Origin of the sequence: Nocardioides sp. NPDC006303 (assembly GCF_040613175.1) — a bacterium.
GTDB lineage: Bacteria > Actinomycetota > Actinomycetes > Propionibacteriales > Nocardioidaceae > Nocardioides.
This window is the reverse complement of record NZ_JBEXRR010000006.1, coordinates 140,293-166,035: the sequence shown is the minus strand read 5'-3', so window position 1 is coordinate 166,035 and position 25,743 is coordinate 140,293. Positions and strand designations below refer to the sequence as shown.

The following is a 25,743-nucleotide window of genomic DNA, read 5'->3' as shown; positions in this document are numbered from 1 at the left end:
CGCAACGTTTTGCTCCTCGGAAGCAAAGGATCCCCTCGCATGTTCAACCGGGCCTGTCTGGCGTTGGCGCTTCTGGCCGGCGTGTTCGTCACGGTGCTGTCCCCGGGACCGGCTCACGCCGTGACCGACTCGTGGGCCGAGTGGGCGCCCGTCTCCGGGGCGTCCAACGACTACTCCACGACGATGACGCAACGGTCCGCGGGCTTCCCCGCGGCCCAGATGGCCAGCGACTCCCGGGCCAACGTCGCCCTTCCCAGCGGCGCGAGCACGTTCCTCGACACCAGCGCGCCTCCGGGAGCGAAGTACGGATCGAGCCGGGGCTCGGCCTACATCAACCTGCGCCCGAAGGCCGACACCCCGACCGGCGCCTCGACCACGACGTACGCCTTCGAGAACCCCACGCCCGACACCGGCTGGGCGTTCGTGCTCGGTGACATCGACTCCGACCAGGTGCAGGTCCAGGCGACCGACGAGAACGGCGAGGATGTCCCGGCAGCGGAGATCTCCTCGTGGTTCCAGGGTTCGTTCAACTACGCCGGCGGCACCGACCAGCCCACCTGGAACCCGGCCACCTCGACGCTGACCGGCAACCCCACCGCCACCGACACCAACGGCGCCAGCGGCTGGTACGAGCCCGACATCCGGCTCACCAGCCTGACCTTCGTCTTCACCCGCCGGGCCGGGTTCCCGGTCTACCAGACCTGGTTCGTGAGCAGGGCGCGGCCGATCGGCGGCATGGTCTCCGACGTCTCCACCTCCGGGTCGTGCCCGGTCGAGAGCTCGGTGCTCACCCTCGTCTCGCCCCACGGGGAGACCCTGGCCACCACGAGCCCCGCCGACGACGGCACCTACTCCTTCGGCGACTTCGCCACCCAGGACGGCTACACCGTCCGGCTGAGCCAGCCCGACGGATGTGCGGTCGTCGGACAGACCGAGGCGACCGTCAGCAACCGCGGCGAGGACGACGACCCCGCCTCGCGGGCCGACTTCGAGGTGCGGCAGGTGATCCCACAGGCGATCAGCGGCACCGTACGCGACGACGCCGGCGCTCCGGTCCCGGGCGCGGCGGTGACCCTGACCCGGCCCGACGGGACCACCGCGACCACGACCACCGGCACCGACGGCAGCTATCTCTTCGACGACAACGCGGTCGGCACCGGCTACTCGGTGACCCTGACGGTGCCCGACGGCTACACCGCGGGCCCCGACGGCACGACCCGCTCCGACATCACCGTCGACGACACCCCGATCACCGACCAGGACTTCGTGGTCAACCAGCTGGCCAGCGTCTCCGGCACCGTGACCGGCGGCGGCAGCGGGCTCGGCGGCGTCCAGGTGCGCCTGGTCCCCGCCGGCGGCGGCGACCCGATCACCACAGTCACCGACGGTGACGGCAGCTACCGGCTCGACGGGGTGCCGCCCGGCGACTACACCGCCGAGATCGAGGCACCCGAGGGCTACACCGGCGCCACCACGCGACCCGTCACCGTGGCCACGAGCGACGTGACCGGGGTCGACTTCGACCTCACCCGTCCCGGCACGATCGCCGGGCGGGTCACCGACGCCTCCACCGGAGACCCGGTCGCCGGCGTCACCGTCACCGTCGACGGGCCCGACGGCCCGGTCACCGCCACCACCGACGAGGCGGGCGGCTACATCGTCGAGGATCTCCCGCCGGGCGACTACACCGTCACCGTCACCGCACCCGACGGCATGCGGGTCGTGGGTGAGGCCTCGCGTACGGTCACGATCACCTCGGCCGGCGAGATCCGGGGCGGACAGGACTTCAGGCTCGACGAGGTCCCCTCGCCGAGCCCCACACCGGACCCGACCCCGACGCCGGACCCGACCCCGGATCCCACGCCGACCCCGGACCCGACGCCCACGCCGGACCCGACCGACCTGCCGACTCCCGGCGGAGATGAGAATCCGCCGACGGCCCCGAACCCGGGACCGCCGACGGAGACCTCACCTCAGAGCTCGCTCCCCGAGACCGGCGGCCCGTCGTGGGTGTTCGCCGCGCTCGGCATCTCGCTCCTGCTCGCCGGCACGGTGCTCACCGTGACAGCGCGTCGAGCGTCCCGAAGGCGAGGTTGACCTCCTCGTTGAGCGCCGAGGTCGCCCAGATCTCCCACCGCAGCGGGTGATCCACGATGGCCTCGGGGAACCGCTCGCGGATCGCGGTCGGGAAGTAGGCCACCAGACGCTCCGTCATCTCCGGATCCGCGGCCGGGTCGGGAAGACCCGCGGCGACCAGCTCGCGTCGGCGCTCGATCTTGGTCCAGGCGAGCATCACGGCCAGCTCGGGGGCGGTGAGCCCCTCCCCCGCCTCCAGACGGTGGGCGACCTCGGTCGAGGAGGGCAGGCCCTCCACCTCGCGGTCGAGCAGTCCGGCCGTGACCCACTCCGCGATCTGGCGCTCGTGAGCCTCCAGGAGCTGCGGGGCCGAGGCCACCGCACGGGTAAGGGTCACGTTGTGGGCCTCGTTGTGAGCGAGCACCAGCGCGGCGACCTCGTCGGTCATCTCCTCGAGGAGCTCGTCACGCGCGGCCAGCGTCAGCGAGCCCGCGCGTACCTCTCGGTCCAGCAGGATCTTGAGGTTGACCTCGTGGTCGGAGGTGCCGACACCGGCGGAGTTGTCGATCGCGTCGGTGTTGATCAGCCCACCCTTGCGGGCGAACTCGACGCGGCCGGCCTGGGTGATGCCCAGGTTGCCACCCTCACCGACGACCCGCACCCGCAACTCGGCGGCGTCGACCCGGACCCCGTCGTTGGCGTGGTCACCGGCGTCGTCGTCGGTCTCGCTGGACGCCTTGACGTACGTCCCGATCCCGCCGTTCCACAGCAGGTCGACCGGCGCGCGGAGGATCGCGCTGATCAGCTCCTGCGGCGTGAGCCGCTTGACGTCGGTCGCCAGACCGAGCGCCTGCCGCACCTCGGGGCTGATCGGCACCCACTTCAGCTGCCGCGACCACACGCCGCCGCCCGCCGAGATCAGTGAGGTGTCGTAGGACTCCCAGGTCGACCGGGGCATCTCGAAGAGCCGCTTCCGCTCCTGGAAACCCACCGCCGCGTCGGGCGTGGGGTCGATGAAGATGTGCCGGTGGTCGAAGGCGGCCACGAGCCGGATTCGATCCGAGCGCAGCATGCCGTTGCCGAAGACGTCACCGGACATGTCCCCAACGCCGACCGCGGTGATCTCGTCGGTCTGCGGGTCGATGCCGAGCCGCTTGAAGTGGTGCTGCACCGAGACCCAGGCGCCACGCGAGGTGATGCCCATCGCCTTGTGGTCGTAGCCCGCCGAGCCGCCGGAGGCGAACGCGTCGCCGAGCCAGAAGTCGTACTCCGCCGCGACCGAGTTGGCCAGGTCGGAGAACGTCGCGGTGCCCTTGTCGGCGGCGACGACGAGGTAGGAGTCGTTGCCGTCGTGGCGCACCACGTCGGCCGGCGGCACGATCTCACCGTCCACCCGGTTGTCGGTGACGTCGAGCAGGCCACGCAGGAACGTGACGTACGCGTCCGGACCGGCCACGCCCTTGGGGACGAAGCCGCCCTTCGCGCCGCCCGGCACGATCACGGTGTTCTTGACCTGCTGCGCCTTCGCGAGCCCGAGCACCTCGGTGCGGAAGTCGTCGCGCCGGTCGCTCCACCGCAGGCCGCCACGGGCCACGGGGTCGAAGCGCAGGTGCACGCCCTCGACGTCGGGCGAGTAGACGAAGATCTCGTACGCCGGTCGTGGCAGCGGCAGGTCGGGCACCTGCTGGGGGTCGAACTTGAACGCGAGGTAGCTCCGGCCGCGGTAGTAGTTCGTCCGCGTCGTCGCCAGGATCGTCGAGACGTAGCTGCGCAGGATCCGGTCCTGGTCCAGGCTCGCCACGTCGTCGAGAGCCTCGATGATCGCCTCGGCCCGCTTCGTCTCGTCACGCGTGGTGAGCGAGGGGTCGAACCGGGTCTCGAACAGCTCCACGATCTGCCGGGCGATGCCCGGGTTGGCGCACAGCGCGCCCGCGATCGTCTGGAACGAGTTGGGCGTGCCTGCCTGGCGCAGGTAGCGACCGTAGGCACGCAGCAGCGTCACCTGACCGTGGTCGAGACCGGCCAGGACGAGCGCGTTCAGCCCGTCGACCTCGCTGCGACCGGACCAGGCCTGGTGCAGCGCGGCGACCAGCTGGGTCGGGGTGCCGACCGGGGTGCCCGAGTAGGCGAGGCCGAAGTCGTAGATGAACCACTCCTCCGACCCGGACGTGCCGACGCCCTCGAGGTCGTAGGGCCGCTCGTCGGTGACCTCGAAGCCGAACGAGGACAGGATCGGGAGCATCAGGGACAGCGAGAGCGGGCCACCGGTGCGGTAGATCTTGATCCGGAAACCGCCGGGGCTCTCCGGATCCTTGTAGAAGGAGAAGTCGACCGCCTCGCCCTGGTGCGAGAGCATCTCGAGCCGGGTCAGGTCGGCGGCGCCGGTGTCGGCGTCGAAGTCCTCCTTGTAGGCCTCCGGGAACGCGTCGAGCACGTGCGAGAGCCGGGCCGCGCCGTCCTCGCCGGCATGCGCGATGACAGCGCTGACCAGGTCGTCACGCCAGCTCCGCGCGGCCTTGCGCAGCCGCGACTCGAGGCTGTCGACCAGCCCCGGGGTGTCCAGGGCCTTCCCCAGCGACTCGGTGGTGCCGTGGACCACGAAGTGCACCCGGGCGGTGGTCGACTCGCTGATGCGTACGGTGAACTCCAGGTCGGTGCCGCCGAGCGCGTCGAGAAGCACCTTCGAGAACCGCTCGCGGACCGTCGTGTTGTAGCGGTCACGCGGCAGCGAGACGAGGACCGAGACATAGCGGCCGTACGTGTCGGGCCGGACGGCCACTCGCAGGATGCGACGCTCGATCGCTCCCAGCGCGGCCTCGGCGAGGTCCATCAGCTCCTCGGTGGAGGCGTGGAACAGCTCCTCGCGAGGGTAGGACTCCATCGCGTCGAGCATCGCCTTGCCGGTGTGGCTGCGGGCGTCGTAGCCGGTGTGGTCGAGGACCGCGGCGACCTTGCCGCGTACGACCGGGATCCGGGTCACCGACTGGCGAGCCGCCTTCGTGGTGAAGAGGCCGAGGAAGCGGTGCTCGCCGATCACCTCACCGGCGCCGTTGAAGATCTTGATGCCGACATGGTCGAGGTAGGCGGGCTCCCCGACAGTCGAGCGTGAGTTGGCCTTGGCCAGGACGAGCATGACCTTGTCGCGGGCGTGGGCTGCGACCTTGGGCGGCATCTTGCCGTGGTCGGGCGCCTGCGGCGGATCGGCGCGCAGGATGCCCAGTCCGGTGCCGGAGCGACCGCGCAGGTAGTCGCCGTCGAGGCGGTACTCGCGGTAGCCGGTCAGCAGGAAGTGGTCCTCTGCCAGCCAGGCCAGCAGCTCGGCGGCCTCGGAGGCCTCCTCGCGCGGCACGCTGTTGGGCGGGGTGTAGCGCAGGCCGGCCGCGATCTCCGCCAGCCGGCGGTGCAGCCTCGGCTCGTCCTCGACGACCTCGCGTACGTCCTCCAGGACTCCCTCGAGGCCGGAGACGATCTCCTTGGCGGCGTCGGGGGCGAGCCGGTCGATCTCGATGTGCATCCAGGACTCGCTGATGTCGCCTTCGTTCACCCCCTCGAGCGCACCGGTCACGTCACGGGCGACGTCGATGACGGGGTGGACGACAAGATGTACGTCGAGGCCACGACGGTAGAGCTCGGTCTTGACCGAGTCCACGAGGTAGGGCATGTCGTCGACGACGATCTCGACGACGCTGCGGCCTCCGGCGGACCAACCGTCTGCGGCGGTGGTCGGGGTGAGGATGCGCACGGCGGCGGTGCCCTGCGGGCGGTTCGCCGCCAGCGCCAGATGCGATCCCACCGCGCCGGCGAGATCAGCCTCGCTGCGGCCGGTGAGCTCCTCGGGGGCTACATGGCGGAAGTAGGTGGTGCTCGGCAGGCGGTTCTGCAGGACGTTCTGCTGAGCTTGGACAGGTTTGATATGCGTCTCCGTTGACACACCTGTCACGGTATCCCGCGAGGGCTCTGAGTAGGCGGCTGGATCCGAAGGAATCGCCGATGTGAGTCATAGGCTCACGACCTCCCACTGGCCTGGGGGTAAAGAGCATACTCCTGGAATGTGTCCGTTCTCTCGGTCGCTCCGCTGATGACTCTGGCCGGACTAGGCGTCATGATGTGTGGTTATGAGCAAAAAGCTGTCGGTCGATCTGGCCTACGACGCCCCGATCGCAGCCGTCTCCGGGATGCTCGCCGACCCGGCGTTCCGCGAGCAGGTCTGCGACGCCCAGCACGCGCTGTCCAGGAGCGTGGCGATCACCGGTTCGACGGTGAGCATCCGCTACGAGCAGAAGGTGAGCGGCGTGCCCGGGTTCGCGAAGAAGTTCGTCGGCGACACCATCGAGGTGCACCAGGACGAGATCTGGTCGGCCGACTTCACCTCCGGCGACCTCAAGGTCACCCTGCCAGGCAAGCCGGGCTCGCTCTCCGGCATCGCACGGGTGGCCGAGAACGGCACGAAGACAATCGAGACGGTCACCCTGACCGCTACGGTGAATGTGCCCCTGGTCAGCGGAAAGCTGGAGGATCTCATCCTCTCGATCTTCAAGAAGGCGCTCGAGAAGGAGCATGAGGTAGGCACCCGCTGGCTCGCCGCCTGAGCCCCCTCATCCCCCGTCCCAACCCGCAGAAGAGCCCCAAAGGATTCGGCAATGACGACGACCCTTCAGCACGAGCTCGTCTACGACGCCCGCATGGGCGAGGTGTCCGCGATGCTCGCTGATCCGGGCTTCCGCGAGCGGGTCGCCGACGCCCAGGGAGCGCTCCGTCGCCGGGTGACCATCGGCGGTGCGCCGCGGGAGGTCCGGATCGACCGGGTGCAGTCGACCGTCGGCGTACCCTCCTTCGCGAAGCGCATCGTCTCCGGCGACCTCACCGTCCATCAGAACGAGGTCTGGTCCTCCGACACCGTCGCCGTCGTCGACATCACCGTCCCCGGCGGCCTGGCCACCTTGCGCGGCAACATCTCGCTGTCCGAGTCCGACGGACGCACCACCGAGAGCGTGCGGCTGAGCATCAAGGTGCCTGTGCCGCTGGTCGGGGCCAAGCTCGAGGAGTACGTCGAGGAGCTCATGCTCAAGGCCTTCGACCTCGAGCAGGCGGTCGGCGCGGCGTACCTTTCTCGCTGATCTCACCGATCTGGTGCAACCAGACCAGAAAACCAACCGTCCCCATATGTGGCGGGCACTAGATTGCCGGCCACTCGGCGCCTCGGATCGGGAGGATCCAAGGCCGTTATAAGGGGATCTCGATGGTCAAACCTCGCACTCGCGTCCGGCAGCTGGTCTCGGCCGGCATCGGGCTGGTCGCAGCTGCACTCGTCGTCACCACGACGGTGACGGCGAACTACGGTGCCGCGAGCGGCACCACCGGCAAGGGAACGTTGAAGCTCGTCGCCGCCGCCGACACCGTCGAGGTGGCGTCCTACGACGGGATGGCGTACGTGGAGCCGTCGGTCTGGCTGGCCGCCTATGACGCGGCCTTCGAGTTCCGCGCCAGCCACACGGCCTACGACAAGCCGGTCAAGCTGACCAAGACCATCATCCGGGGCAAGAAGCGAACCACCACGACCGCGCCCGCCTCGATCGTCGACGGGATGAAGGGCTTCAAGGACGGCCTGCGGGTCACGCTCAAGAACAAGGCCGGCAAGGTGATCCTCGACGAGAACCGACCGCTGTGCCCCGGCGGCTACGACCGGCAGCGGGTGCAGACCGACGGTGCCACCGGCCCGGTCTACCCGGAGTTCTGCGGCGGCAACTGGTTCACCAAGGGCGTGCTGTACGGGATCGAGCGGGGCATGGCGGTCCCGACCGTCTCCGACCTCGAGTTCGAGACCAAGGGCGAGACCAAGCTGACCATGACGATGAGCGTCAGCAAGCCCGTCGCCGACTTCCTCGGTCTGCCGAAGGCCAGCCGCAGCGCCAAGCAGAACCTCGTCATCGTCGACGGTTGCCCCGAGGGCGGCTGCGAGGGTGAGGGCGAGATGGGCGCTCGCTCAGCCCATGGATCCCACGGAGCCGATGACGGCGCTCGCACGGTGGTCCCGCGAGAGTCGCTGGAAGGCTCCGAGGACGGTCGTGGACGACTCCCGCTCGGCGGCGGCGCCGGAGGTACGTCGCACGGCAAGCCCAAGAAGAGCAGCCTGCCCGACCTCGTCTCCGTGCCCGCCTGGCAGATCTCGACCGCCGTCGACGAGGAGGGCACCGACCGCCTCAACTTCGCCGCCAACGAGTGGAACGCCGGACCGGCTCCGATGATCGTCGAGGGCTTCCGGCGCGGCACCGCTCCGGTGATGGACGCCTACCAGATGTTCTACCGCGACGGTGAGCAGGTCGGGATGAAGCGCACCGGCACCATGGAGTTCCACGAGGCGCCGGAGCACAACCACTGGCACTTCCTCGACTTCGCGAAGTACGAGCTGGTCGACGCCAAGGACAAGGTCGTCTCGACCAGCGGCAAGCAGTCGTGGTGCCTGGTTCCCACCGACCCGGTGGACCTGACCGTGCCCGGTGCGACGCTGCGGCCTGGGCAGACCGGCCTGGAATCGGCCTGCGGCTCGAAGTCCGCGCTGTGGCTGCGGGAGAGCCTGCCGTCCGGCTGGGGCGACACCTACGACCAGTCCCAGACCCAGGCCTTTGACCTCTCCAAGGTCAAGAACGGCACCTACCGGATCAAGGTCACCGTCAACCCGGACGGCAACCTCTACGAGACCACCCGGTCCAACAACGTCAGCCACCGCACCGTGATCATCGGCGGCAAGGCCGGCGCCCGCACCGTCAAGGTCCCTCCCTACCAGGGCATCGACACCGAGACCTGGTGGGGCGAGGAGGAGTGACCTAGATCAGGTCGGGGATCTCCTGGGTCGCGAACCAGCCCAGATCCTCGTCGGGGTCCGCGCCGGCCGGGCGATCTGCCAGGTCGGCGTGGACCGCGACGACGAGCTTGAGCGGGACCACCTGATCCCCTAACGCCGCCGGAGCGTCGACGACGACCACCACCCTGCGCCCGGCACCTGCCAGGAGCGCCGCCGAGTCGTCGGCGGCACTCATCAGGGCGGCGTACTCGGCCTCTTCGCTGTCGTCGGGGGCTGCGTAGCCGTCGGCGGTGCCGGGCAGCTCGCCCTTGGCGTACCAGTCAGCGAGGAGCTCGAGCGTGGCGGGTACGTAGATGCGGGTCACGGGTCGGATTCTGCCTCACTCGCCGGAGTTCTTGACCACGCGCAGGCCCCGAGGCGCCCGGAACCGGCGTCCGGAGACGGTGTCGAGCAGCTCGTCGAGGGCCTCGCTGATGCACTGTCCGACCAGCGACGCGTCGGGCACCAGGTCACGGTCGGCGGTGATCGCGAAGAAGACCTGGCCGTCGTAGGAGGTCACGCCGATCGCCAGGGTGTGTCCCTCGGCCAGCGGGTGGATCGGATAGGAGGCGACCAGCCGGGAGCCGGCGGCATAGCGCGGCTCCTGCGGGCCGGGCACGTTGCACACCGAGAGCAGGTAGTCGTGCTCGCTCTCGGCGGCCACCCGGGAGCCGACGACGTGGAAGGTCGCCGGGGCGAAGCCGCTGATCCCGGCCAGTCGCTGCGCACTGACCGTGCGGGCGTTGGCCTGGTGCTGCTCGAAGGAGTAGGACACCTGGTGGAGACGGACCACCGGCGACGGCTCGGCGACCGGCAGCACCACGAAGTGGGGCGCCACCGCGGAGCCGAGCTGGGTCGGGTCGAGCTCCTCGTCGATCACCGAGACCGGCACCAGCGCCGGCACCTGGCGTACGCCGGCCAGGGCCTGCTGCCGGGTCATCAGCCAGTCGCGCAGGCCGCCCGTGACGGCAGCGAGGATGACGTCGTTGACTGTGCCGCCGTGGGTGTCCCGGATGCGGCGGAAGTCGGCCAGGTCGGCCTGGAGGGTGACCACGAGACGCTGCTGGGAGAGGGTCCCGTTGAGCGGCGTCGGCCGCTCCGGAGCGCGGCGGGTGAGCGCCCAGGCGATGCCGGTGCCCGCGTTCTGGACGTCCTTGGCGACACCGGTGACCCGCCCCAGGGCGAAGCCGCCGAGGCTGCGCGCCGTGTCGGTCAGGCCGCTGACCGAGGTGACCGCCTCGAAGACCGCGCCCGCGACCAGGCGCGCGCTCGACTGCGGTTCCGGTGGCTCCCACAGGTCCGGCACGACCGGCCCGACCTCGGGCTTGTCGTCGAGCAGCAGCTGGACCAGGTCGACGGTCTCGGCGCCGTCCACCAGCGCCTGGTGGGTCTTGGTGATCAGCGCGACCCGGTCGCCGGCCAGCCCCTCGATGACGTACAGCTCCCACAGCGGCCGGGACCGGTCCAGGGGCCGGGAGACGATCCGTCCGGCGAGGTCGAGGAGCTGATCCATCGAGCCCGGACGGGGCAGCGCGGAGCGGCGTACGTGGTAGGTGAGGTCGAAACGGTCGTCGTCGGCCCAGACCGGATAGGCGATGCGGCCGGGCACGACACGGACCCGTTGGCGGTAGCGGGGCACGAAGGACAGCCGGTCCTCGACGTGCTCGAGGAACGCGCCGTAGTCGAAGCCCTCGGCCTTCGGCTCCGCTGATTGCCTCGAGCTCCGCTTCGGCTCGATCAGCTCGATGCTCGCCACCTGGTGCGGAACGGACAGCGTCTCCCCGTCCAGAAAGGCCACGTCCCGTGCCTTCAGCCGATCACTCACGCCGCCACCTCCGTAGCGCAGGCGCAATCGTACGGACGCGGCGGCGTGTTGGCCCCGTGATTCGCTCGCTGGCGCTCGCTCATGCCCTCTCAGCCCCCTCTTTGGTTCATGTGCGATTGTGGCAGACGCCAGCTTGAACTTAGTCCACGAAACGGGGAAGCAATGCGCCTCACGGCCCGGATAATCGCGGTCGTGGCAGCAATCTGCGGGATCGCGTGCGTCGCGACAGCCTGCGGAAACGACGTCGCCACCGAGCCCAGCAAAGACAGCGACCCGGTGGTCGTCGAGATCAACTTCTCCGGTGACTCGGTCGACCCGCACGGGACCCAGATCGACGTCCCCGTCGGCCACGGAGTCGAGCTCGACGTGACCGCCGACGCCGCCGGCGAGATCCACGTGCACTCCGACCCGGAGCAGTCCGCCGCCTACGGCGTGGGCACCACGCGGATCAGCCTGGGCGCGTTCGAGATCCCTGGTCAGTACGAGGTGGAGTCACACACCCTCGGCAAGACCATCGTCACCCTCGAAGTCAAGTGATCCTCACCCACGGTGTGGGTGGTCGCCAGGACCTCCCACTGCCGCTCGAGTACGTCATCGCGGGCGCAGTCCTCGCCCTCCTCGTCTCCTTCGGGCTGCTGGTGCTGACCACCAAGCGCGCCGCCGAGGGCCAGGTGGTCGGCGTACGCAACCCACGCGGCTGGCCGGTGCCCCGCCTCGGGCGTGTCGTCGACTCCCCCGCCTGGATCGCCCTGTGGCGCGTCGTCGGGCTGCTGATCTTCGCCTACTTCGTGCTGGTCGCCTTCGCCGGCTCCGACAACGCCAACAACCCCATCTTCGGGATGACGTACGTCTGGCTGTGGGTCGGCCTCGTCCCGTTCTCCCTCATCTTCGGACGGGTCTTCCGGGCGATCAGCCCGGCCCGCACGATCGTGGCCGGACTGACATGGCTGCGCGGCACCGGCGATCCGCCGCTGCGCCTGCCCGAGCGTCTCGGCTACTGGCCGGCGGCGTTCACCCTGCTCGCCTTCGCCTGGCTCGAGCTGGTCTACCCGGAGAACAACTACCTCGGCCCCGTACGCCTCTGGCTGGCCGTCTACCTGGCCGTGATGATCCTCGGCGGCGTGCTCTTCGGCGAGAAGTTCCTGGAGCGCTGCGACCCGTTCGAGGTCTACTCGTCGCTGACCGCGCGGCTGTCGGTGTGGGGACGCACGCAGGCCGGCAACCTGGTCCTGCGGACCCCGCTCGGCAACCTGGACACCCTGCGTCCGACCCCGGGGCTGGTCGCAGTCGTGTCGGTGCTCTTCGGCACCATCGTCTACGACTCCTACCGGGAGTCGCCGGCGTGGCTCCAGTTCGTGCAGAACCCCGAGATGTCGGCCAACACCGCCTACCTGATCAGCAACGTCGCACTGATCGCGTTCCCGCTGCTCGTGGCCGGTTTCTACTGCACCGGGACGATGCTGACCGGCGTCGGTGACGTGCCGCGCCGGGCGCTGCCCGGCGAGCTGGCGCCTTCGCTGGTGCCGATCATCGTCGGCTACGTCGTGGCCCACTACCTCAGCTACTTCTGGGAGAGCGGGCTGGCAACGCTGCGCAACGCCTCGGATCCGTTCGGAAACGGAAGCGACTGGTTCGGAACCGCGGACATGCCGGTCTCCTACTTCTTCGCCTTCCACGCCACGCTGCTGGCCGTCATCAAGGTGGCCGCGGTGATCACCGGACACGTGCTGGGAGTCTGGTCGGCCCACATCCGGGCGCTCCAGGTGCTTCCGCGGCAGCACCTGGTGACCGGGCAGATCCCGCTTCTGCTCACGATGGTCGGCTTCACTGTTGGTGGGTTGTATCTGTTGTTCGCTGCATAGCGCGTCGCTGCTTCACGGTTCACCCACCACGCATCCACAAAGCAGCGCAACAGTACCTAATGCGGACTAACAGGTTGGCTCGATGGTTTACGGCCGCTTGCAGAGTCTGGGAGACTGATCCTTATGTCTGGTACCCCCCGCTTCCTGACTCTTGCCGACGTCGCCGAGGTGCTCAACACCTCGAGCGCACAGGTCTATGCCCTTGTCCGCCGTGGTGAGCTCCCCGCCATCAAGATCGGCGGGCGCGGCCAGTGGCGCGTTGAGTCCAGCGTCCTCGAGAAGTTCATCGATGACATGTACTCGCAGACCAAGGCCTTTGTGGCCGACCACCCGTTCGTCGAGGCCGAGGCCCCCGCGCCCGCTGCCACGCCGGACGCTTCTTGAGTCAAAGCAACCTCAACCCCCACAACTAAACCTTCCCCACAACAACGCGAAGAGCTGCCAGGCATGCTGCCGAGCGGCTCTTCGCGTCTTTTCACGCCTTGGGGTCCTCGCCGGTGACCACCGCGCAGGCCTCCGGGCTGTGCGCGGGGGCCGCGCCGGCCGCCTTCCGGAGCAGCTGGCGCAGCGTGCCGCGCTCCTCGGGCTCCAGACCGGAGAGCACGCCCGCCTCGGCGGCGGCCACCTGGCGGCACAGCGCAGCGACGGCCTCCGCGCCGGCCTCGGTCGCGACCACCTGGCGCTGGCGACGATCGGCGGGGTTGGCACGCCGCTCGACCAGTCCGGCCTCGACCAGGTCGTCGACGAGGTAGGTCATCACCGTGCGGTCGATGCCCAGGTGGGTCGCGAGGGCGAGCTGGCTGGGCTGGTCGCCCCGGACGACCGCGCACATCGTCTCGTAGCCGCGCTGCCCGTGCGGGAACTCACCGATCGCGGCGTTGACGTGCTCCCGGTAGCCGCGCAGCAGGGTGCCGAGGCTCCATCCGAGGTCGGCATCGGTCTGCTCGTCTGCGTTCGTGGTCACGGGAACATCCTATCAATTCCTGCTGTTTAACCAATCGTCTGCTTCACATACGATCTCCTTCACCGCGTATTGGAGGATGTGCATGACGATCGAGCTGGGCGTCGCCCTCGCCGCCGGCCTCGCCCCGGACCGACTGCTCGCCCTGGCCCGCCGGGCCGAGGAGGGTGGTCTGGACCTGGTCGTGCTCGACCCCGGCGCCCACGATCCCTGGACCGTTGCCACCTGGCTGCTCGGCAGCACGAAGGCGATCCAGGTCGGGGTCGGCATCGAGGCGGCCGGGGTGGCGGACCTCTCCGCTCCTGACGGGTGGCTCCCACAGGTGACCGAGAAAGCCAGTCAGAGCCTCGCCCAGGTGGCCGGCGCACGGTTGCTCACCGACACCTCCGCCTGGATCGCCGCCCCCGCGGGGGCGACCGCGGACTCGCTGACATCGAGCGGCTTTGGCGGCCGCGCGGTGGTCGTCTCTGCCACGACCGAGGCCGAGGTCGACCGGGTCGCGGGGCTGCTCGCCGAGCTCGGCGGCCCGGCTTCGGGCAGGCCCCGGCGTCCCGCGGCGGTGCGGGCGCTGCGCCGGCCGGGGATCGCCTACGACGAGATCCCGGCGACCCTGGTGGCCGGCGCGGTCGAGCCGGGTGACCCGGGCTATCGCGGCGTACGGTCGACCTATCTGCGCGGTGGGAGCCCCGGTCTGGTGCTGCGGCCGCGCACGCCGGCCGAGGTGGCCGACGCGATCGGCTTCGCCCGCCGCCACACCCATCTGCCCCTCGGGATCCGCAGCGGCGGGCACGGGGTGAGCGGGCGCTCGACGAACGACGGCGGGATCGTGATCGACCTCGGCGCCATGAACCGGATCGAGGTGATCGACCCTGCGCGGCGGCTGGTCCGCATCGGCCCCGGCGCCACCTGGAAGCAGGTGGCCGTCGCCCTCGACGCGTACGGCTGGGCGATCGGCTCCGGCGACTACGGCGGTGTCGGTGTCGGCGGACTGGCGACCGCGGGCGGCATCGGCTTCCTCTCGCGCGAGCACGGACTGACCATCGACCATCTGATCGCGGTCGAGATGGTGCTCGCCGACGGGTCGAAGGTCCGCGCCAGCGCGACCGAGAACCCCGACCTGTTCTGGGGCGTACGCGGTGCCGGGGCCAACTTCGGCGTGGTCACCGCCTTCGAGCTCGAGGCCCACGAGGTCGCCGAGGTCGGTTCGGCCCAGTTGATGCTGGTCGTTCCGGACCTGGAGGAGGCGCTGCTCCGCTTCGGGGATCTCGCCACCTCCGCACCTCGCGACACCACGGTGTTCCTGGTGACCGGCCCACCGCAGCCTGGAGGGTCGGTGATCCAGCTCTACGGGCTGGTCGACTCCCCCGATCCCGAGACCATCGTCGAACGGCTCAACCCGTTCGCCGGCCTCGGCAGTCTCGTCCAGCAGCAGGTGGTGCTGGCCCGCTACACCGACGTCATGAACCAGGCGCCGGACGTCGGCAGCGACGGGCACCACGGCCACGGCGAGCCACACTCGCACTCGGGCCTGATCGGCGCGGTCACCCCGGAGTTCGCGCGCGACGCGGCCGACATGCTGCGTACGGGCGGTGTGCAGTTCTTCCAGCTGCGCACCATGGGCGGCGCGATCGCCGAGGTGCACCCCGGCGCGACCGCCTTCCCGCACCGCGATTCCGCCTTCCAGGTGACCGCGCTCGGCGGGAACCGGCGTGCACTCGACGCAGCCTGGGACGGGGTGCGCAACCATCTGGACGGTCTCTATCTCAGCTTCGAGACCGACACCGATCCGGACCGGCTGGCCGACGCCTTCGGGACCCCGGCGCTGGATCGGCTGCGGGAGATCAAGCGACGCCATGACCCGCAGAACCTGTTCCGCGACAACTTCAACATCGCACCACAGTTCAGCTCGAACAACTCGAACAACTCGGACAACGACCCGGCGGAGGACGCATGAGCGACTACGGACACGACCTACTCTTCGGCACCTTCGTCACCCCCAGCGCACGGACGCCGCAACGCGTCGTCGATCTTGCCGTCACCGCCGACCGAGCGGGCCTGGACCTGGTCACTTTCCAGGACCATCCCTATCAGCCGGCGCTCCTCGACGCCTGGACCCTGATCTCGTACGCCGCTGCGCGCACCGAGCGCATCCATCTGGCCGGCAACGTACTGTCCCTGCCGCTGCGCCCGCCCGCAACGCTCGCCCGTGCGGTCGCATCCCTCGATCGACTGACCGGAGGCCGCATCGAGCTCGGACTCGGCGCCGGAGCCTTCTGGGACGGAATCGCCGCGATGGGCGGTCGCCGGCTCGGCGCCGGCGCGGGGGTCGACGCGCTGCGCGAGGCGATCGGCATCATCCGGGACGTGTGGGACACCGACAGTCCCGGCGGCGTCCACTTCCGCGGCGACCACTACGTCGCCGACGGCGTCAAGCGCGGCCCCGCCCCTGCCCACGACATCCCGATCTGGGTCGGCTCCTACAAGCCCAGGATGCTGGCGCTGACCGGTGCGCACGCCGACGGGTGGCTGCCCACGATGGAGTACATCGAGGGTGGTCCGGCCGCGGTCCCCGGCCTCAACGAGCGCATCGACGAGGCGGCCGTCTCAGCGGGCCGCTCGCCCGATGACGTACGCCGTCTTCTCAACATCATGAACGTCTCGCTCCAGCCGGCCAGCCGCGGGCTGCTCGACGGACCGGCGGACCAGTGGGTCGAGGATCTCGCCGGGCTCACCCTGGAGCACGGCTTCTCCGCGTACCTCATCGGGGGCGACGACCCCGCCATCACCGAGCGCCTCGGCGCCGAGATCGCCCCGGCTGTGCGGGAGCTGGTCGCGGCGGAGCGTGGCGTCGAGGTCTAGGCGAGGTTCTCGGTCTGCGCCTCGAGCTTGATCTTGAGCTCGTGGCGGGCACCGTTGCGCATCACCGTGAACGCGACCGTCTCCCCGGGCTGGTGAGCACGGATGGCGACGATCATGCCGATCCCGTCGGTGACAGTGACGTCTCCGACCTTGGTGACCCGGTCGCCGTCCTTGAGCCCACCGGCGGCGGCCGGCGAGCCGGCGTCGACCACCGAGATCAGCGCTCCGTTGTGGTCGGCGGCCTGCACGTCGACGGAGGCGCCCACGATCGGGTAGGTCGCCTTGCCGGTCTTCAGGATCTGCGCAGCGGTCACCTTGACCTGGTCGATCGGGATCGCGAAGCCGACGCCGATGCTGCCGCCCTCGCCACCCTCTCCCCCGCCGGCGGTCGCGATGGCCGAGTTGACCCCGATCACCTGGCCGACGAGGTTGACCAGCGGACCACCGGAGTTGCCGGGGTTGATCGCCGCGTCGGTCTGGACGGCGTTGATGTAGGAGGTGTCGTCCTCTGTCTGACCGGTGCTCACCGGACGCTGGAGCGCACTGACGATGCCCGAGGTCACCGTGGAACTGAGGCCCAGCGGCGACCCGATCGCGACGACCCCCTCACCGATCCTCAGCCGTGACGTGCTGCCGAGCGAGGCCGGCTCGAGCTCCTTGACCTCGGGAACGTCGAGGACCGCGAGGTCGTAGACCGCGCTGCGCCCGACCACATCCGCCTTGTAGCGGCGGCCCTTGTGGTCGACTACCTCGATGCTGCCCTTGGCCTTGGCGGCGTCGGCGACCACGTGGTTGTTGGTCACCACGTGGCCGTTGCGGTCGAAGATGAAACCGGAGCCGGTCGCGGCGTCCTCCACGCCCTGGTACTCGGCGAAGATCTGGACCGTCGAGGGCAGCAGCGTCGCGGCCACCTTCACGATGCTGGCGTCGTCGCCCTCCAGGGGCGCGTCGGTCTCGATCGAGCCCGGGTCGAGCCCACCGCCGGCCAGGCTCGACATGTCGTCCTGGTCCTCGAGTACGCCGCCGGCATAGCCGCCCAGCACGCCGAGCAAGAACGCGACGGCAGCAGCGAGAGCCCAGATCGGGCCGGGGATCCGGCGGCGCTGCGAGGAGTCGGTCCGGGGTGAGGACGGTGGTGGCGCAGGCGGGGCGTCGAACCCGGGCAGGGAACCACCCGGCGGTGGCGGCACCATGGGAGGCAGCGGAGCGGTGTCGGCGGCCGGAACCGGCTCGACGGCGGGTCTCGGCATGCCCGGCAACGGCACCTCGGCCGTGTCCCGCTCGTCGTCGACAAGGTCGTCAGGGGACGACTGCCCGGCCGGAGGCACGTCGGAGGGTGGTGCCCAACGAGAGATCGGCCGCGACTGGTCGTCTTGTGGTTCCTGCGTCACGACACCCATTCTTCCCACCCGCCCCAACAATGGGCAGCCCGGGTCTCGTGTCGCGTCGCCGGGCCGATGCTCAGCGGCGTACGTGGGCGACGACGGGAGCGCCCGGAGTGCCCGGGAGCTGGGTGACCGCGGTGACCGGGAGATTCCTGGGGACCGGCGCGTCGGCCGGAGCGGCGGCGAAGGTGAACATGCCGAAGACGGCGGCACCGACAGCACCGCCACCGGCGGCGACCATCACCAACGTACGCCGCATCGACCGGGGGTCGGAGTAGGTCTCGTCGAGGTCGTCGGCGGGCCACATCGAGGCGGCGGCCAGGGCGCCACCGCGGAGCGAGCCCTTGAGGTCAGCCGGTGCGGTGACTCCGGGGTCGACGCTGAGGCCGGCCAGGCGTCGCTTGAGCCAGCCCTCACGCTCCACTGCGCGGCGGCAGGCGCAGCACTGGTGCACGTGCGCCCAGGCGCGCTCCTCCTCCGCTGCGGGAAGCTGTCCGTCGAGAAGAGCGCTGATGCGTGCGCCGAGGTGGTTACCGAGAAGACTCATGAAGCCCCGCCCCACAACACCTTGGGCCCGGAGTGACGCAGTCGTCCGCCGCGCGGGGCGCGGTGGGCGAGGTTGTCACGGAGCATCGCCCGGCCGCGGTGGATACGCGAGCGGACGGTGCCGAGCTTGGCACCGAGGATCTCGGAGATCTCCTCGTAGGAGAGCCCCTCCACGTCACAGAGCACGACCGCGGCCCGGAAGTCGGGCGGCAGCGTCGCCAGCGCGCGCTCGATGTCGTCATCGAAGCGCTGGTCGGTGTAGGCCACGTCGGGCGTCGGGCCGCTGCTCGTCAGGCGCGAGGCGCGCTCGTCGGAGAGGGCATCGAAGCGGATCCGCTGCTTACGACGGGCCTGGTCGAGGAAGAGGTTGGTGGTGATCCGGTGCAGCCAGCCCTCGAAGGTGCCGGGGCTGTAGGTGTCGAGAGAGCGGAAGACGCGAACGAAGACCTCTTGGGTGAGGTCCTCGGCGTCGTGGCGGTTGCCGGTGAGACGGTAGGCGAGCCGGTAGACCCGGTCGGAGTGCTTCTCCACGATCTCGTCCCACGTCGGAACACCCGGCTCTACGGTCGGGCTCTGCGTGGGCTCCGCGGTCATGGTGCTCCTGTCGTCTGTCTCGCTGATCGCTGACATCTCCTACGGTAGATCGCCTGGGACCGGAAGGGCTGAGAGTTGCCTGTGAGGCTCCTATTTTTCCTCTTCCCGTGCTGTTCCAACGCACAAGTTGGATCAGGCGTTCCCGCACCGTTACGCGAAACAGGTTAGGTTTTGCGGTGTGACCAGCCCTGTTTCGACCGCAAGTTGGACCTACGCCGACGAGTTCGTCGGTGAGGACGACCTCCTCGCAGCCGCCCGATCTCGGGCCGAGGAGGTCGGAGTCGCACCCATCGGGCCCGGCGGCGGTGCGGCGCTGCGCTTCCTCGCCTCCGTCCTCGACGCCAAGAACGTCGTCGAGGTCGGCACCGGCACGGGTGTCTCCGGGCTGTGGCTGCTGCGCGGCATGCGCCCCGAGGGGGTCCTGACCACCGTCGACATCGAGACCGAGCACCAGCGGCTGGCCCGCCAGAGCTTCACCGAGGCCGGCTTCGGTCAGCGGCAGGCGCGGTGCATCGCCGGCGCCGCCCTCGACGTACTCCCCCGGCTCACGGACAACCACTACGACCTGGTGTTCGTCGACGGCGACAAGACCGAATACGCGGCCTACCTCAAGGAAGCGCTGCGTCTGCTCCGTCCCGGCGGCGTCGTCGCCTTCGACAACGCGCTGTGGCACGACCGCGTGGCCGACCCGTCCGTACGCGACGAGGAGACCGCCACCATCCGCGAGCTCAACCAGCAGGTCGCCGACAACGACGGCCTGATCCCGCTGCTGCTCCCGGTGGGCGACGGCCTCCTGCTCGCCCGGAAGATCTAGCCGAGACGTCACCCCCGTCGGCCGAGGCGGCACCTGAGTGCCATCTCGGCCGACGTACGTGACCTCTCGGCCGACGCGGGTGACGTCTCGTCAGGAACCGACGCCGGAGAGCGGGTCGGCGCTCGCCAGCCAGCTGAGGAGAACCCGGGCACCGAAACCGGTGGGGCCGGGGGTGAGCTCGTGGACGTCGGCGTACGCGTCACCGCAGGCGACGTCGATGTGGGCCCACGGGATGCCACCGGTGAAGTGGTGCAGGAAGAGCGCGGCGGTGATGGCGCCGGGGCCACCGGGGGCGTTGTCGGCGTCGGCGACCTTCGAGGAGAGCTTGTCCTCGTAGTCGGCGACCAACGGCATCCGCCACAGCACCTCGCCGGAGACCTCGGACGCCTCGGCCAGCAGCGTGGCCAGCGCGTCGTCGTCGGCGAAGTAGCCGGCCATCGTCTGCCCGAGCGCGACTCGCATCGCACCGGTGAGGGTGGCGATGTCGACCAGCGCAGCCGGCTTGAGCTTGTCCACGGCGTACGCCATCGCGTCGGCCAGCACGAGGCGGCCCTCCGCGTCGGTGTTGGTGACCTCGGAGGTGCGGCCGCCGTAGTGGGTGACCACGTCGCCGGGGCGCAGCGCCGAGCCGGAGATGGCGTTCTCGGCGGCGGCGATGAGGCCGATCACCTTGACCGGGCAGCCGATCTCGGCCAGCGCCGACATCACCGCAAGCACCACCGCACCGCCGGTCATGTCGCGCTTCATGTTGAGCATGCCGTCGCCCGGCTTGATGTTGAGCCCGCCGGTGTCGAAGGTGATGCCCTTGCCGACCAGCACCACCGTCGGCACCGTCTTCAACGAGTTCAGCCGCCCCGACTTGCGAGGCGTGTAGTCGAGCCGGATCAGCCTCGGCGGGGTCGCCGAGCCCTGGCCGACCGCGACGATGCCTCCGAAGCCCTCGGCCGCGAGCTGGTCCTCGTCCCAGACGGTGACCTTCAGGCCGGTCTCGGCGCCCAGTGTCGTCGCCTGCTCTGCGAGCCAGCCCGGATTCTTCAAGTTGCTCGGGACCGAGGAGAAGAACCGCGCGCGCCAGCTGGCGCGCGCGATCGCCTGGGCCCGGTCCAACGCTGCCGCCTGGTCGTCGCCGAGATCGGCCAGCGTGATCGTCTCCACCGGTTTCCACGGCGCACCCTCGGAGCGCCAGTGGAAGAGGAAGGACCCCAGCGTCGCGCCGGCCACGAACGGCTCCAGCCCGACCTCCGGATCGGCCGCCGGAATGGTGGTGACCACCTCGGACCGACCCCGCACGGCGCGAGCCAGCGCGGCCCCCGCCCGCCGGAAGTCGTCGCGACGTTGTGCGCCGACACCGATCAGGAGGATCTGCCGCAGAGTGCCGGAGCCGGTGACGGCGTACGTCGTCACCTCACCGGCACTGCCGGTGGCACCTTCGAACTCGAGATGACCCAGGAGGTCGTGGTGGTCGCCGAGGTCGGCGGCGCCAGGGCCGATGACCAACTCGTCCTCGCCCGGGATGACCGGGAGCGCGATGATCTCGGCATCGAGGCTGTCCGGGCCGAGCGGATTGAGCGTGAAGGTGGGCGGCCCGACCTGCGACGGCAGAGCCTGTGACGGCAGCGTTGTGGTCATCTACGCGTTCAGCCCAAGACCTTTGATCTCTTCGCCGAGCGCGGCGGCCTCTTCGGCGTTCAGTTCGACGACCAACCGGCCACCACCTTCGAGCGGGACGCGCATCACGATGCCCCGACCTTCCTTGGTGACCTCCAGCGGACCGTCTCCCGTCCGCGGCTTCATCGCCGCCATGCGGCACCTTCTTCCGTGTCTCGCGTGTCGGCGCTCACCTGCCGGATGGCCTCGGAGCGCGCTTTGCACGTCCATTATCCCTCATCAGGTCAGCAGACCTGACGGCAAGGTGGGAGTTTCGGCGGGTTGCCTGCCTTCGAACCTGTCAGATGACCGAGGTTCCGTAGGCCCAGGTCAGCCAGATCGCGAGGATCACCAGCGTGAGGTGCACCGCGATGGCCGCTCCGGACGACTCGTGGAACGCTCCGTCCCGGTCCCGGCGGTCGCCTCCGACGGATCGGTCGTACGCATCGTCGTAGCGCTCGTCGTAGCGGTCGTCATAGCCGCGGTCGTAGGCCTCGTCGTAGTCGTAGCCCTGCGGGTACGCCTGGTCGTAGCCCTGCTCGTAGCCCGCATAGGCCGGCTCGTCGTAGCCCTGTTCGCGCTGCCCTCGACGGGGCTGCACGTCTGGCGCGGGCGGAGTCGGGGCAGGGGTCTCGGTCCGGTCGCGGTCACGGCCTCGACCCCGGTCGCGGTCGCTGGGACCGTAGGACTCGAACGAGTAGGGATCGTACGTCTCGGGCTGCTGCTGCCCCGCCGGGCGGCCGGACTGCCGGCTCGGCGCCGGCGGCGGCGCAGGCGCGGGTGCGGGCTGGGGTGCCGGTTGGGGCGCGGGCCGGGGTGCGGGGCGCGGCGCGCGCGGCGGGCTCGGCTGCTGTTGGCCCGGGTAGTCGGAGTAGCTGCTGTCGCGCCGGTAGCGGCGGTCGGCGAACTCGTCGTGGCTGTCGTTGCGGCGGTCGTCGTAGCGATCGTCGTAGCCGCGCGAGCGGCGCTGCGGCGGCTCCTGCCGGCGACCCCACGGGTCCTGGCCGCTCCGGCCCGGCTCGCCCTGACTCGGCTGGGGCTGCTCGGGCGCCGGGCGCTGAGGGGCCGGGCGCTGAGGGGCCGGACGCTGCGGGGCCGGACGCTGCGGGTCGGGACGCTGCGGGGCGGGACGCTGGGGTGCTGGACGCTCGCGCATCGGCTGCTCCGGGGCTCGCCGCTCCTGTGCGGGGCGCGCGGGAGCCGGGCGGTCCTGCCGCGGTCGGGCAGGAGCCTCCGGGGCCGGCGGCTGGGGCGCGGGCTGGTGACGTACGGGCTGCTGGGGTGCCGGCGGCTGGGGTGCGGCTGCCCGCCGCGGAGGCCGCTGCGGGGAGGGCTGGGGCTGCGATGCAGGCTGCGGCGCGGGCGGGGGCGGTGTCTGCCGCCCGGCCACGCGGCGACCGATCTGCCCGTCCCCCGGCGGAGCCGGAGCAGGAGCCGGAGCAGGAGCGGGTGCCGGGGCAGGGGCAGGCGGCGGCGCAGGCGAGGGGTCACGCTCGATCGGCGCCATCACGGCGGTCTCGTCGACACCCGACGCTGCTCGCCGGGGCTCGGGCCGGCGTTCGGCCGGACGTCCCTGCTGGGCGACGGGCTGAGGAACAGGCTGCTGAACCGGTCGGCGTGGGTCCGCGTAGGCCGCCCGGCCGTCAGGCTCGGCGTAGTCGTCGTAACCAGCCTCTGCATAGCCGGTCTCGTCGTAGGCGTAGCCGTCCTCGGCGTACTCCTCGCCGTAGCCGTCGTCATAGCCGTAGTCGTCGTGGCCGGAGGCTGCGGCGCGCTGCTCCTTGAGCCGGCGGGCGAGCAGGTAGAGGCCCGCGATCGCGGCGAGCCAGATCCCGAAGAGCCCGATCACGCCCGGGATGTCGCCGCCGAGGAAGAACGACGACGGCGAGGCGAGGAAGAGGACCCAGACCAGCAGGCCGGCTGCGCCGGCGTACAGGTGGATCTTGGGCGGCAGCCCCGCCTCCTGCGGCTGCAGGAGATGTGGCTTCAGATAGGTGAGCGCGACGATCACCGCGACCAGGGCGGTCACGGCGTAGACGAGTACGGCAGCGAAGCTCACGGCAGCGATTCTGTCCTAGACGTCGGGCGAGCCCGAATCGGGCTCGGGCGTATGTGATGTGAGTCCCCCGACTCCGACCTCGGCACCGGCATCCCCGGCCGCGGTCGACTCACGCCATTCTGCCTCCTCGGCAAGGCGGGCGATCAGAGCGTCCACCTCGTCCATCCGGTAGCCACGGAAAGCCACCGAGAAACGTACGTGACGCAGATCTGAGGCCTCCAGGACGCGGTCGCGGGGCACCAGAGCGTCGGGCTGGTCGCCGTACTCCTCCCCCAACGGCGCACCTGTCCCGGCGGCTACGAGGGCGACTCCTCCGAGAGCCAGCACGATGAGTGCCGCGAAGATCCAACCCATCGGTCAGTCACGCGCCTTCAACATCAGCTCGACCGCCTCGTCCACGTCGTCGGTGAGGGTGATCATGTCCAGGTCGCTCTGCTTGATCCGGCCGTCGGCCAGCATCGTCTCGCGCATCCAGTCGAGCAGCCCCTGCCAGTGCTCCACGCCCATCAGGACGATCGGGAACTGGGTGATCTTCTTGGTCTGGGAGAGCGTCATCGCCTCGAAGAGCTCATCCATGGTGCCGAGCCCGCCGGGCATGACGATGTAGCCCTGGGAGTACTTCACGAACATCATCTTGCGCACGAAGAAGTAGCGGAAGTTGAGCCCGAAGTTGACGTAGTCGTTGAGCCTGGCCTCGAAGGGCAGCTCGATGCCGAGGCCGATCGACTCGCCACCGGCCTCGAGAGCGCCCTTGTTGGCCGCCTCCATCGTGCCCGGGCCACCGCCGGTGATCACCACGAAGCCGGCCTCGGCCAGGCCGCGGCCGATCGCCTCGGCCTGGGCGTAGGTCGGGTGGTCCTGGGGCGTGCGCGCCGACCCGAAGACGCTGATCGCCGGGCCGATCTCGGAGAGGTCGTTGAACCCCTCGACGAACTCGGCCTGGATCTTCATGACCCGCCACGGATCGGTGTGGACCCAGTCGCCGTGGCCGGAGCTGTCCAGCAGTCGCTGGTCGGTGGTGCTGCCGGCGGGGCGCCCCTTGGTGGGGCGTGGGCCGGAGCCGCTGCGTCGGGTCATGCGGTCAACCAATCACGAAGGGCCTGCTCGCACGCGGTGATCTCGGAGATCCGCACGTGCTCGTCGGCCTTGTGGGCGAACATCGGGTCACCTGGACCATAGTTGACCGCCGGTATGCCGAGAACCGTGAACCGCGCCACATCGGTCCAGCCGAACTTGGGCCCGACCTCGCCGCCGACGGCAGCGATGAAGTCCTTCGCCGCCGGCCGGTCCAGGCCCGGCAGCGCGCCCGGCGCCGAGTCGGTCAGGGTGACGTCGTAGCCCTCGAAGAATTCGGTCACGAACGCCAGCGCCTCCTCCTCGCTCCGGTCCGGCGCGAAGCGGAAGTTGACCGTCACCACGCACTCGTCGGGGATCACGTTGCCCGCCACTCCCCCGGCGACGAAGACCGCGTTGAGGCCCTCGTGATACTCCAGCCCGTCGATGACCGGCTTGCGCGGGACGTACGACTCCAGGCGGCGGAGCACCTCGCCGGCCTTGTGGATCGCGTTGACGCCGCGCCAGGAGCGGGCGCTGTGGGAGCGCTCGCCGGTGGTGCGCACCTCGACCCGCAGCGTGCCCTGGCAGCCGGCCTCGACGCCGGCGTTCGAGGGCTCCATCAGGATCGCGAAGTCTCCGGCGAGGAGGTCGGGCTCGCTGGCCGCGAGCTTGCCGAGACCGTTGTGGACGGCCTCGATCTCCTCCGCGTCGTAGAAGACGTACGTCACGTCGCGGTTGGGCGTCCGAAGGGTCGCGGCGAGCTTGAGGATGACCGCGTCGCCGGACTTCATGTCGCATGCGCCGAGGCCGTGCAGGATGCCGGTGGCCTCGTCGAGGCGGCTCGGGAAGTTGCCGTTGACCGGCACCGTGTCGAGGTGGCCCGCGATGACGACGCGCTCGGGGAGGCCGAGGTCGGTGCGCGCCACGATCGAGTTGCCCCGCCGCTCGACGACGAGGTGGTCGTACGCAGCCAGCGCCCGCTCCACGGCGTCGGCCAGCTCGAGCTCGTTGAGGCTCACCGAGTCGATGTCCATCAGCTGCCGGGTCAGCGTCACCACGTCGGTCGTCAGGTCGATCTCGGGAGTGTCAGGACTGGTTGTCACAGGCGCTAGTCAACCAGCCCTCCATGAGAGATCACGCGGGGACCTGTCGCCTGGATGCCGGACATCCATCCGCGGGGCTCGACACGCACGCTACATTCTGTAGTTAGAAACTCGA

Annotated in this window: 23 protein-coding genes; 10 read left to right on the top strand and 13 right to left on the bottom strand. The window is 70.1% G+C overall.

What is annotated here, in order from left to right; translation table 11 throughout:
• Positions 1 to 39: 39 nt before the first annotated feature.
• The gene (locus ABZY89_RS07480; protein WP_355225971.1) at positions 40 to 2,097 is read left to right on the top strand and encodes a carboxypeptidase-like regulatory domain-containing protein; all 2,058 of its coding nucleotides are present in this window, start codon (positions 40 to 42) and stop codon (positions 2,095 to 2,097) included.
• On the opposite strand, the gene ABZY89_RS07475 is transcribed toward ABZY89_RS07480, so the two are convergent.
• Positions 2,057 to 6,007, bottom strand: a complete 3,951-nt coding sequence (locus tag ABZY89_RS07475) for an NAD-glutamate dehydrogenase (RefSeq protein WP_355225969.1) — start codon at positions 6,005 to 6,007, stop codon at positions 2,057 to 2,059. The two genes, ABZY89_RS07480 and ABZY89_RS07475, sit on opposite strands and share 41 nt — an antisense overlap.
• A gap of 184 nt (positions 6,008 to 6,191) precedes the next feature.
• On the opposite strand from ABZY89_RS07475, the gene ABZY89_RS07470 reads away from it, so the two are divergent.
• The 3 genes from ABZY89_RS07470 to ABZY89_RS07460 all read left to right on the top strand — a co-directional run bounded on the left by ABZY89_RS07470 (position 6,192) and on the right by ABZY89_RS07460 (position 8,899).
• The gene (locus ABZY89_RS07470) at positions 6,192 to 6,665 is read left to right on the top strand and encodes a DUF2505 domain-containing protein (protein WP_355225966.1); all 474 of its coding nucleotides are present in this window, start codon (positions 6,192 to 6,194) and stop codon (positions 6,663 to 6,665) included.
• 51 nt (positions 6,666 to 6,716) lie between these two features.
• Positions 6,717 to 7,193: a DUF2505 domain-containing protein gene (locus tag ABZY89_RS07465; protein ID WP_355225965.1), complete on the top strand. Its 477-nt coding sequence runs from the start codon at positions 6,717 to 6,719 to the stop codon at positions 7,191 to 7,193.
• Between the two features lie 122 nt (positions 7,194 to 7,315).
• Positions 7,316 to 8,899, top strand: coding sequence for a lysyl oxidase family protein (locus ABZY89_RS07460; protein WP_355225963.1), 1,584 nt, complete (start codon positions 7,316 to 7,318; stop codon positions 8,897 to 8,899).
• A 1-nt stretch (position 8,900) separates the two neighbouring features.
• Here ABZY89_RS07460 and ABZY89_RS07455 read toward each other — a convergent pair whose 3' ends face one another.
• The gene (locus ABZY89_RS07455) at positions 8,901 to 9,242 is read right to left on the bottom strand and encodes a hypothetical protein (protein WP_355225961.1); all 342 of its coding nucleotides are present in this window, start codon (positions 9,240 to 9,242) and stop codon (positions 8,901 to 8,903) included.
• Positions 9,243 to 9,257: 15 nt separating this feature from the next.
• Positions 9,258 to 10,742, bottom strand: a complete 1,485-nt coding sequence (locus tag ABZY89_RS07450; protein ID WP_355225959.1) for a wax ester/triacylglycerol synthase family O-acyltransferase — start codon at positions 10,740 to 10,742, stop codon at positions 9,258 to 9,260.
• 192 nt (positions 10,743 to 10,934) lie between these two features.
• Between ABZY89_RS07450 and ABZY89_RS07445 the strand changes: the two genes are divergently transcribed.
• From ABZY89_RS07445 to ABZY89_RS07435, 3 genes are all read left to right on the top strand, one after another.
• On the top strand, positions 10,935 to 11,279 hold the full coding sequence (locus ABZY89_RS07445; protein WP_355225957.1) for a hypothetical protein: 345 nt from the start codon (positions 10,935 to 10,937) through the stop codon (positions 11,277 to 11,279).
• On the top strand, positions 11,276 to 12,604 hold the full coding sequence (locus tag ABZY89_RS07440; protein ID WP_355225955.1) for a hypothetical protein: 1,329 nt from the start codon (positions 11,276 to 11,278) through the stop codon (positions 12,602 to 12,604). The genes ABZY89_RS07445 and ABZY89_RS07440 overlap by 4 nt, the downstream gene beginning before the upstream one ends.
• A gap of 123 nt (positions 12,605 to 12,727) precedes the next feature.
• Positions 12,728 to 12,988: a helix-turn-helix domain-containing protein gene (locus ABZY89_RS07435; RefSeq protein ID WP_091049065.1), complete on the top strand. Its 261-nt coding sequence runs from the start codon at positions 12,728 to 12,730 to the stop codon at positions 12,986 to 12,988.
• 91 nt (positions 12,989 to 13,079) lie between these two features.
• On the opposite strand, the gene ABZY89_RS07430 is transcribed toward ABZY89_RS07435, so the two are convergent.
• A complete protein-coding gene (locus ABZY89_RS07430) occupies positions 13,080 to 13,568 on the bottom strand; it encodes a MarR family winged helix-turn-helix transcriptional regulator (RefSeq protein ID WP_355225953.1) in 489 nt (162 codons plus the stop codon).
• An 82-nt stretch (positions 13,569 to 13,650) separates the two neighbouring features.
• Here ABZY89_RS07430 and ABZY89_RS07425 point away from each other — a divergent pair, with 82 nt between their 5' ends.
• Together ABZY89_RS07425 and ABZY89_RS07420 are read left to right on the top strand one after the other, a co-directional pair.
• Positions 13,651 to 15,519, top strand: a complete 1,869-nt coding sequence (locus tag ABZY89_RS07425) for an FAD-binding protein (RefSeq protein ID WP_355225951.1) — start codon at positions 13,651 to 13,653, stop codon at positions 15,517 to 15,519.
• Positions 15,516 to 16,424, top strand: a complete 909-nt coding sequence (locus ABZY89_RS07420; RefSeq protein WP_355225949.1) for an LLM class flavin-dependent oxidoreductase — start codon at positions 15,516 to 15,518, stop codon at positions 16,422 to 16,424. Before ABZY89_RS07425 ends, ABZY89_RS07420 begins: the two co-directional genes overlap by 4 nt.
• Here the strand turns inward: ABZY89_RS07420 and ABZY89_RS07415 are convergent.
• The 3 genes from ABZY89_RS07415 to sigE all read right to left on the bottom strand — a co-directional run bounded on the left by ABZY89_RS07415 (position 16,421) and on the right by sigE (position 18,949).
• On the bottom strand, positions 16,421 to 17,815 hold the full coding sequence (locus ABZY89_RS07415; RefSeq protein WP_355225947.1) for a trypsin-like peptidase domain-containing protein: 1,395 nt from the start codon (positions 17,813 to 17,815) through the stop codon (positions 16,421 to 16,423). The two genes, ABZY89_RS07420 and ABZY89_RS07415, sit on opposite strands and share 4 nt — an antisense overlap.
• Positions 17,816 to 17,885: 70 nt before the next feature.
• Positions 17,886 to 18,356 (bottom strand): hypothetical protein, encoded by a 471-nt coding sequence (locus tag ABZY89_RS07410; protein ID WP_355225945.1) that lies wholly within the window; start codon positions 18,354 to 18,356, stop codon positions 17,886 to 17,888.
• Entirely contained in the window at positions 18,353 to 18,949 is a 597-nt protein-coding gene (gene sigE, locus ABZY89_RS07405) for an RNA polymerase sigma factor SigE (RefSeq protein ID WP_355225943.1), read from the bottom strand. Before sigE ends, ABZY89_RS07410 begins: the two co-directional genes overlap by 4 nt.
• A 178-nt stretch (positions 18,950 to 19,127) precedes the next feature.
• On the opposite strand from sigE, the gene ABZY89_RS07400 reads away from it, so the two are divergent.
• The gene (locus ABZY89_RS07400) at positions 19,128 to 19,763 is read left to right on the top strand and encodes an O-methyltransferase (protein WP_355225941.1); all 636 of its coding nucleotides are present in this window, start codon (positions 19,128 to 19,130) and stop codon (positions 19,761 to 19,763) included.
• Positions 19,764 to 19,853: 90 nt separating this feature from the next.
• On the opposite strand, the gene ABZY89_RS07395 is transcribed toward ABZY89_RS07400, so the two are convergent.
• The 6 genes from ABZY89_RS07395 to dapE all read right to left on the bottom strand — a co-directional run bounded on the left by ABZY89_RS07395 (position 19,854) and on the right by dapE (position 25,628).
• The gene (locus ABZY89_RS07395; protein WP_355225939.1) at positions 19,854 to 21,392 is read right to left on the bottom strand and encodes a leucyl aminopeptidase family protein; all 1,539 of its coding nucleotides are present in this window, start codon (positions 21,390 to 21,392) and stop codon (positions 19,854 to 19,856) included.
• Complete coding sequence (locus tag ABZY89_RS07390; RefSeq protein ID WP_008358749.1) at positions 21,393 to 21,566, bottom strand: DUF3117 domain-containing protein; 174 nt, start codon at positions 21,564 to 21,566, stop codon at positions 21,393 to 21,395.
• A 145-nt stretch (positions 21,567 to 21,711) separates the two neighbouring features.
• The gene (locus ABZY89_RS07385) at positions 21,712 to 23,469 is read right to left on the bottom strand and encodes a hypothetical protein (protein ID WP_355225937.1); all 1,758 of its coding nucleotides are present in this window, start codon (positions 23,467 to 23,469) and stop codon (positions 21,712 to 21,714) included.
• Between the two features lie 15 nt (positions 23,470 to 23,484).
• Positions 23,485 to 23,823: a DivIVA domain-containing protein gene (locus ABZY89_RS07380; RefSeq protein WP_355225935.1), complete on the bottom strand. Its 339-nt coding sequence runs from the start codon at positions 23,821 to 23,823 to the stop codon at positions 23,485 to 23,487.
• A 3-nt stretch (positions 23,824 to 23,826) separates the two neighbouring features.
• A complete protein-coding gene (locus ABZY89_RS07375; protein WP_355225933.1) occupies positions 23,827 to 24,546 on the bottom strand; it encodes a TIGR00730 family Rossman fold protein in 720 nt (239 codons plus the stop codon).
• Complete coding sequence (gene dapE / locus ABZY89_RS07370; RefSeq protein WP_355225931.1) at positions 24,543 to 25,628, bottom strand: succinyl-diaminopimelate desuccinylase; 1,086 nt, start codon at positions 25,626 to 25,628, stop codon at positions 24,543 to 24,545. Before dapE ends, ABZY89_RS07375 begins: the two co-directional genes overlap by 4 nt.
• Positions 25,629 to 25,743: the final 115 nt, after the last annotated feature.

Excerpts from the sequence above, each read along its gene's own strand:
- ABZY89_RS07480 (WP_355225971.1), top strand. The coding sequence starts at position 40 with ATGTTCAACCGGGCCTGTCTGGCGTTGGCGCTTCTGGCCGGCGTGTTC.
- ABZY89_RS07375 (WP_355225933.1), bottom strand. The coding sequence starts at position 24,546 with ATGACCCGACGCAGCGGCTCCGGCCCACGCCCCACCAAGGGGCGCCCC.
- ABZY89_RS07410 (WP_355225945.1), bottom strand. The coding sequence starts at position 18,356 with ATGAGTCTTCTCGGTAACCACCTCGGCGCACGCATCAGCGCTCTTCTC.
- ABZY89_RS07470 (WP_355225966.1), top strand. The coding sequence starts at position 6,192 with ATGAGCAAAAAGCTGTCGGTCGATCTGGCCTACGACGCCCCGATCGCA.
- ABZY89_RS07465 (WP_355225965.1), top strand. The coding sequence starts at position 6,717 with ATGACGACGACCCTTCAGCACGAGCTCGTCTACGACGCCCGCATGGGC.
- ABZY89_RS07435 (WP_091049065.1), top strand. The coding sequence starts at position 12,728 with ATGTCTGGTACCCCCCGCTTCCTGACTCTTGCCGACGTCGCCGAGGTG.
- ABZY89_RS07460 (WP_355225963.1), top strand. The coding sequence starts at position 7,316 with ATGGTCAAACCTCGCACTCGCGTCCGGCAGCTGGTCTCGGCCGGCATC.
- ABZY89_RS07420 (WP_355225949.1), top strand. The coding sequence starts at position 15,516 with ATGAGCGACTACGGACACGACCTACTCTTCGGCACCTTCGTCACCCCC.
- ABZY89_RS07380 (WP_355225935.1), bottom strand. The coding sequence starts at position 23,823 with ATGGGTTGGATCTTCGCGGCACTCATCGTGCTGGCTCTCGGAGGAGTC.
- ABZY89_RS07395 (WP_355225939.1), bottom strand. The coding sequence starts at position 21,392 with ATGACCACAACGCTGCCGTCACAGGCTCTGCCGTCGCAGGTCGGGCCG.
- ABZY89_RS07390 (WP_008358749.1), bottom strand. The coding sequence starts at position 21,566 with ATGGCGGCGATGAAGCCGCGGACGGGAGACGGTCCGCTGGAGGTCACC.
- sigE (WP_355225943.1), bottom strand. The coding sequence starts at position 18,949 with ATGACCGCGGAGCCCACGCAGAGCCCGACCGTAGAGCCGGGTGTTCCG.
- ABZY89_RS07425 (WP_355225951.1), top strand. The coding sequence starts at position 13,651 with ATGACGATCGAGCTGGGCGTCGCCCTCGCCGCCGGCCTCGCCCCGGAC.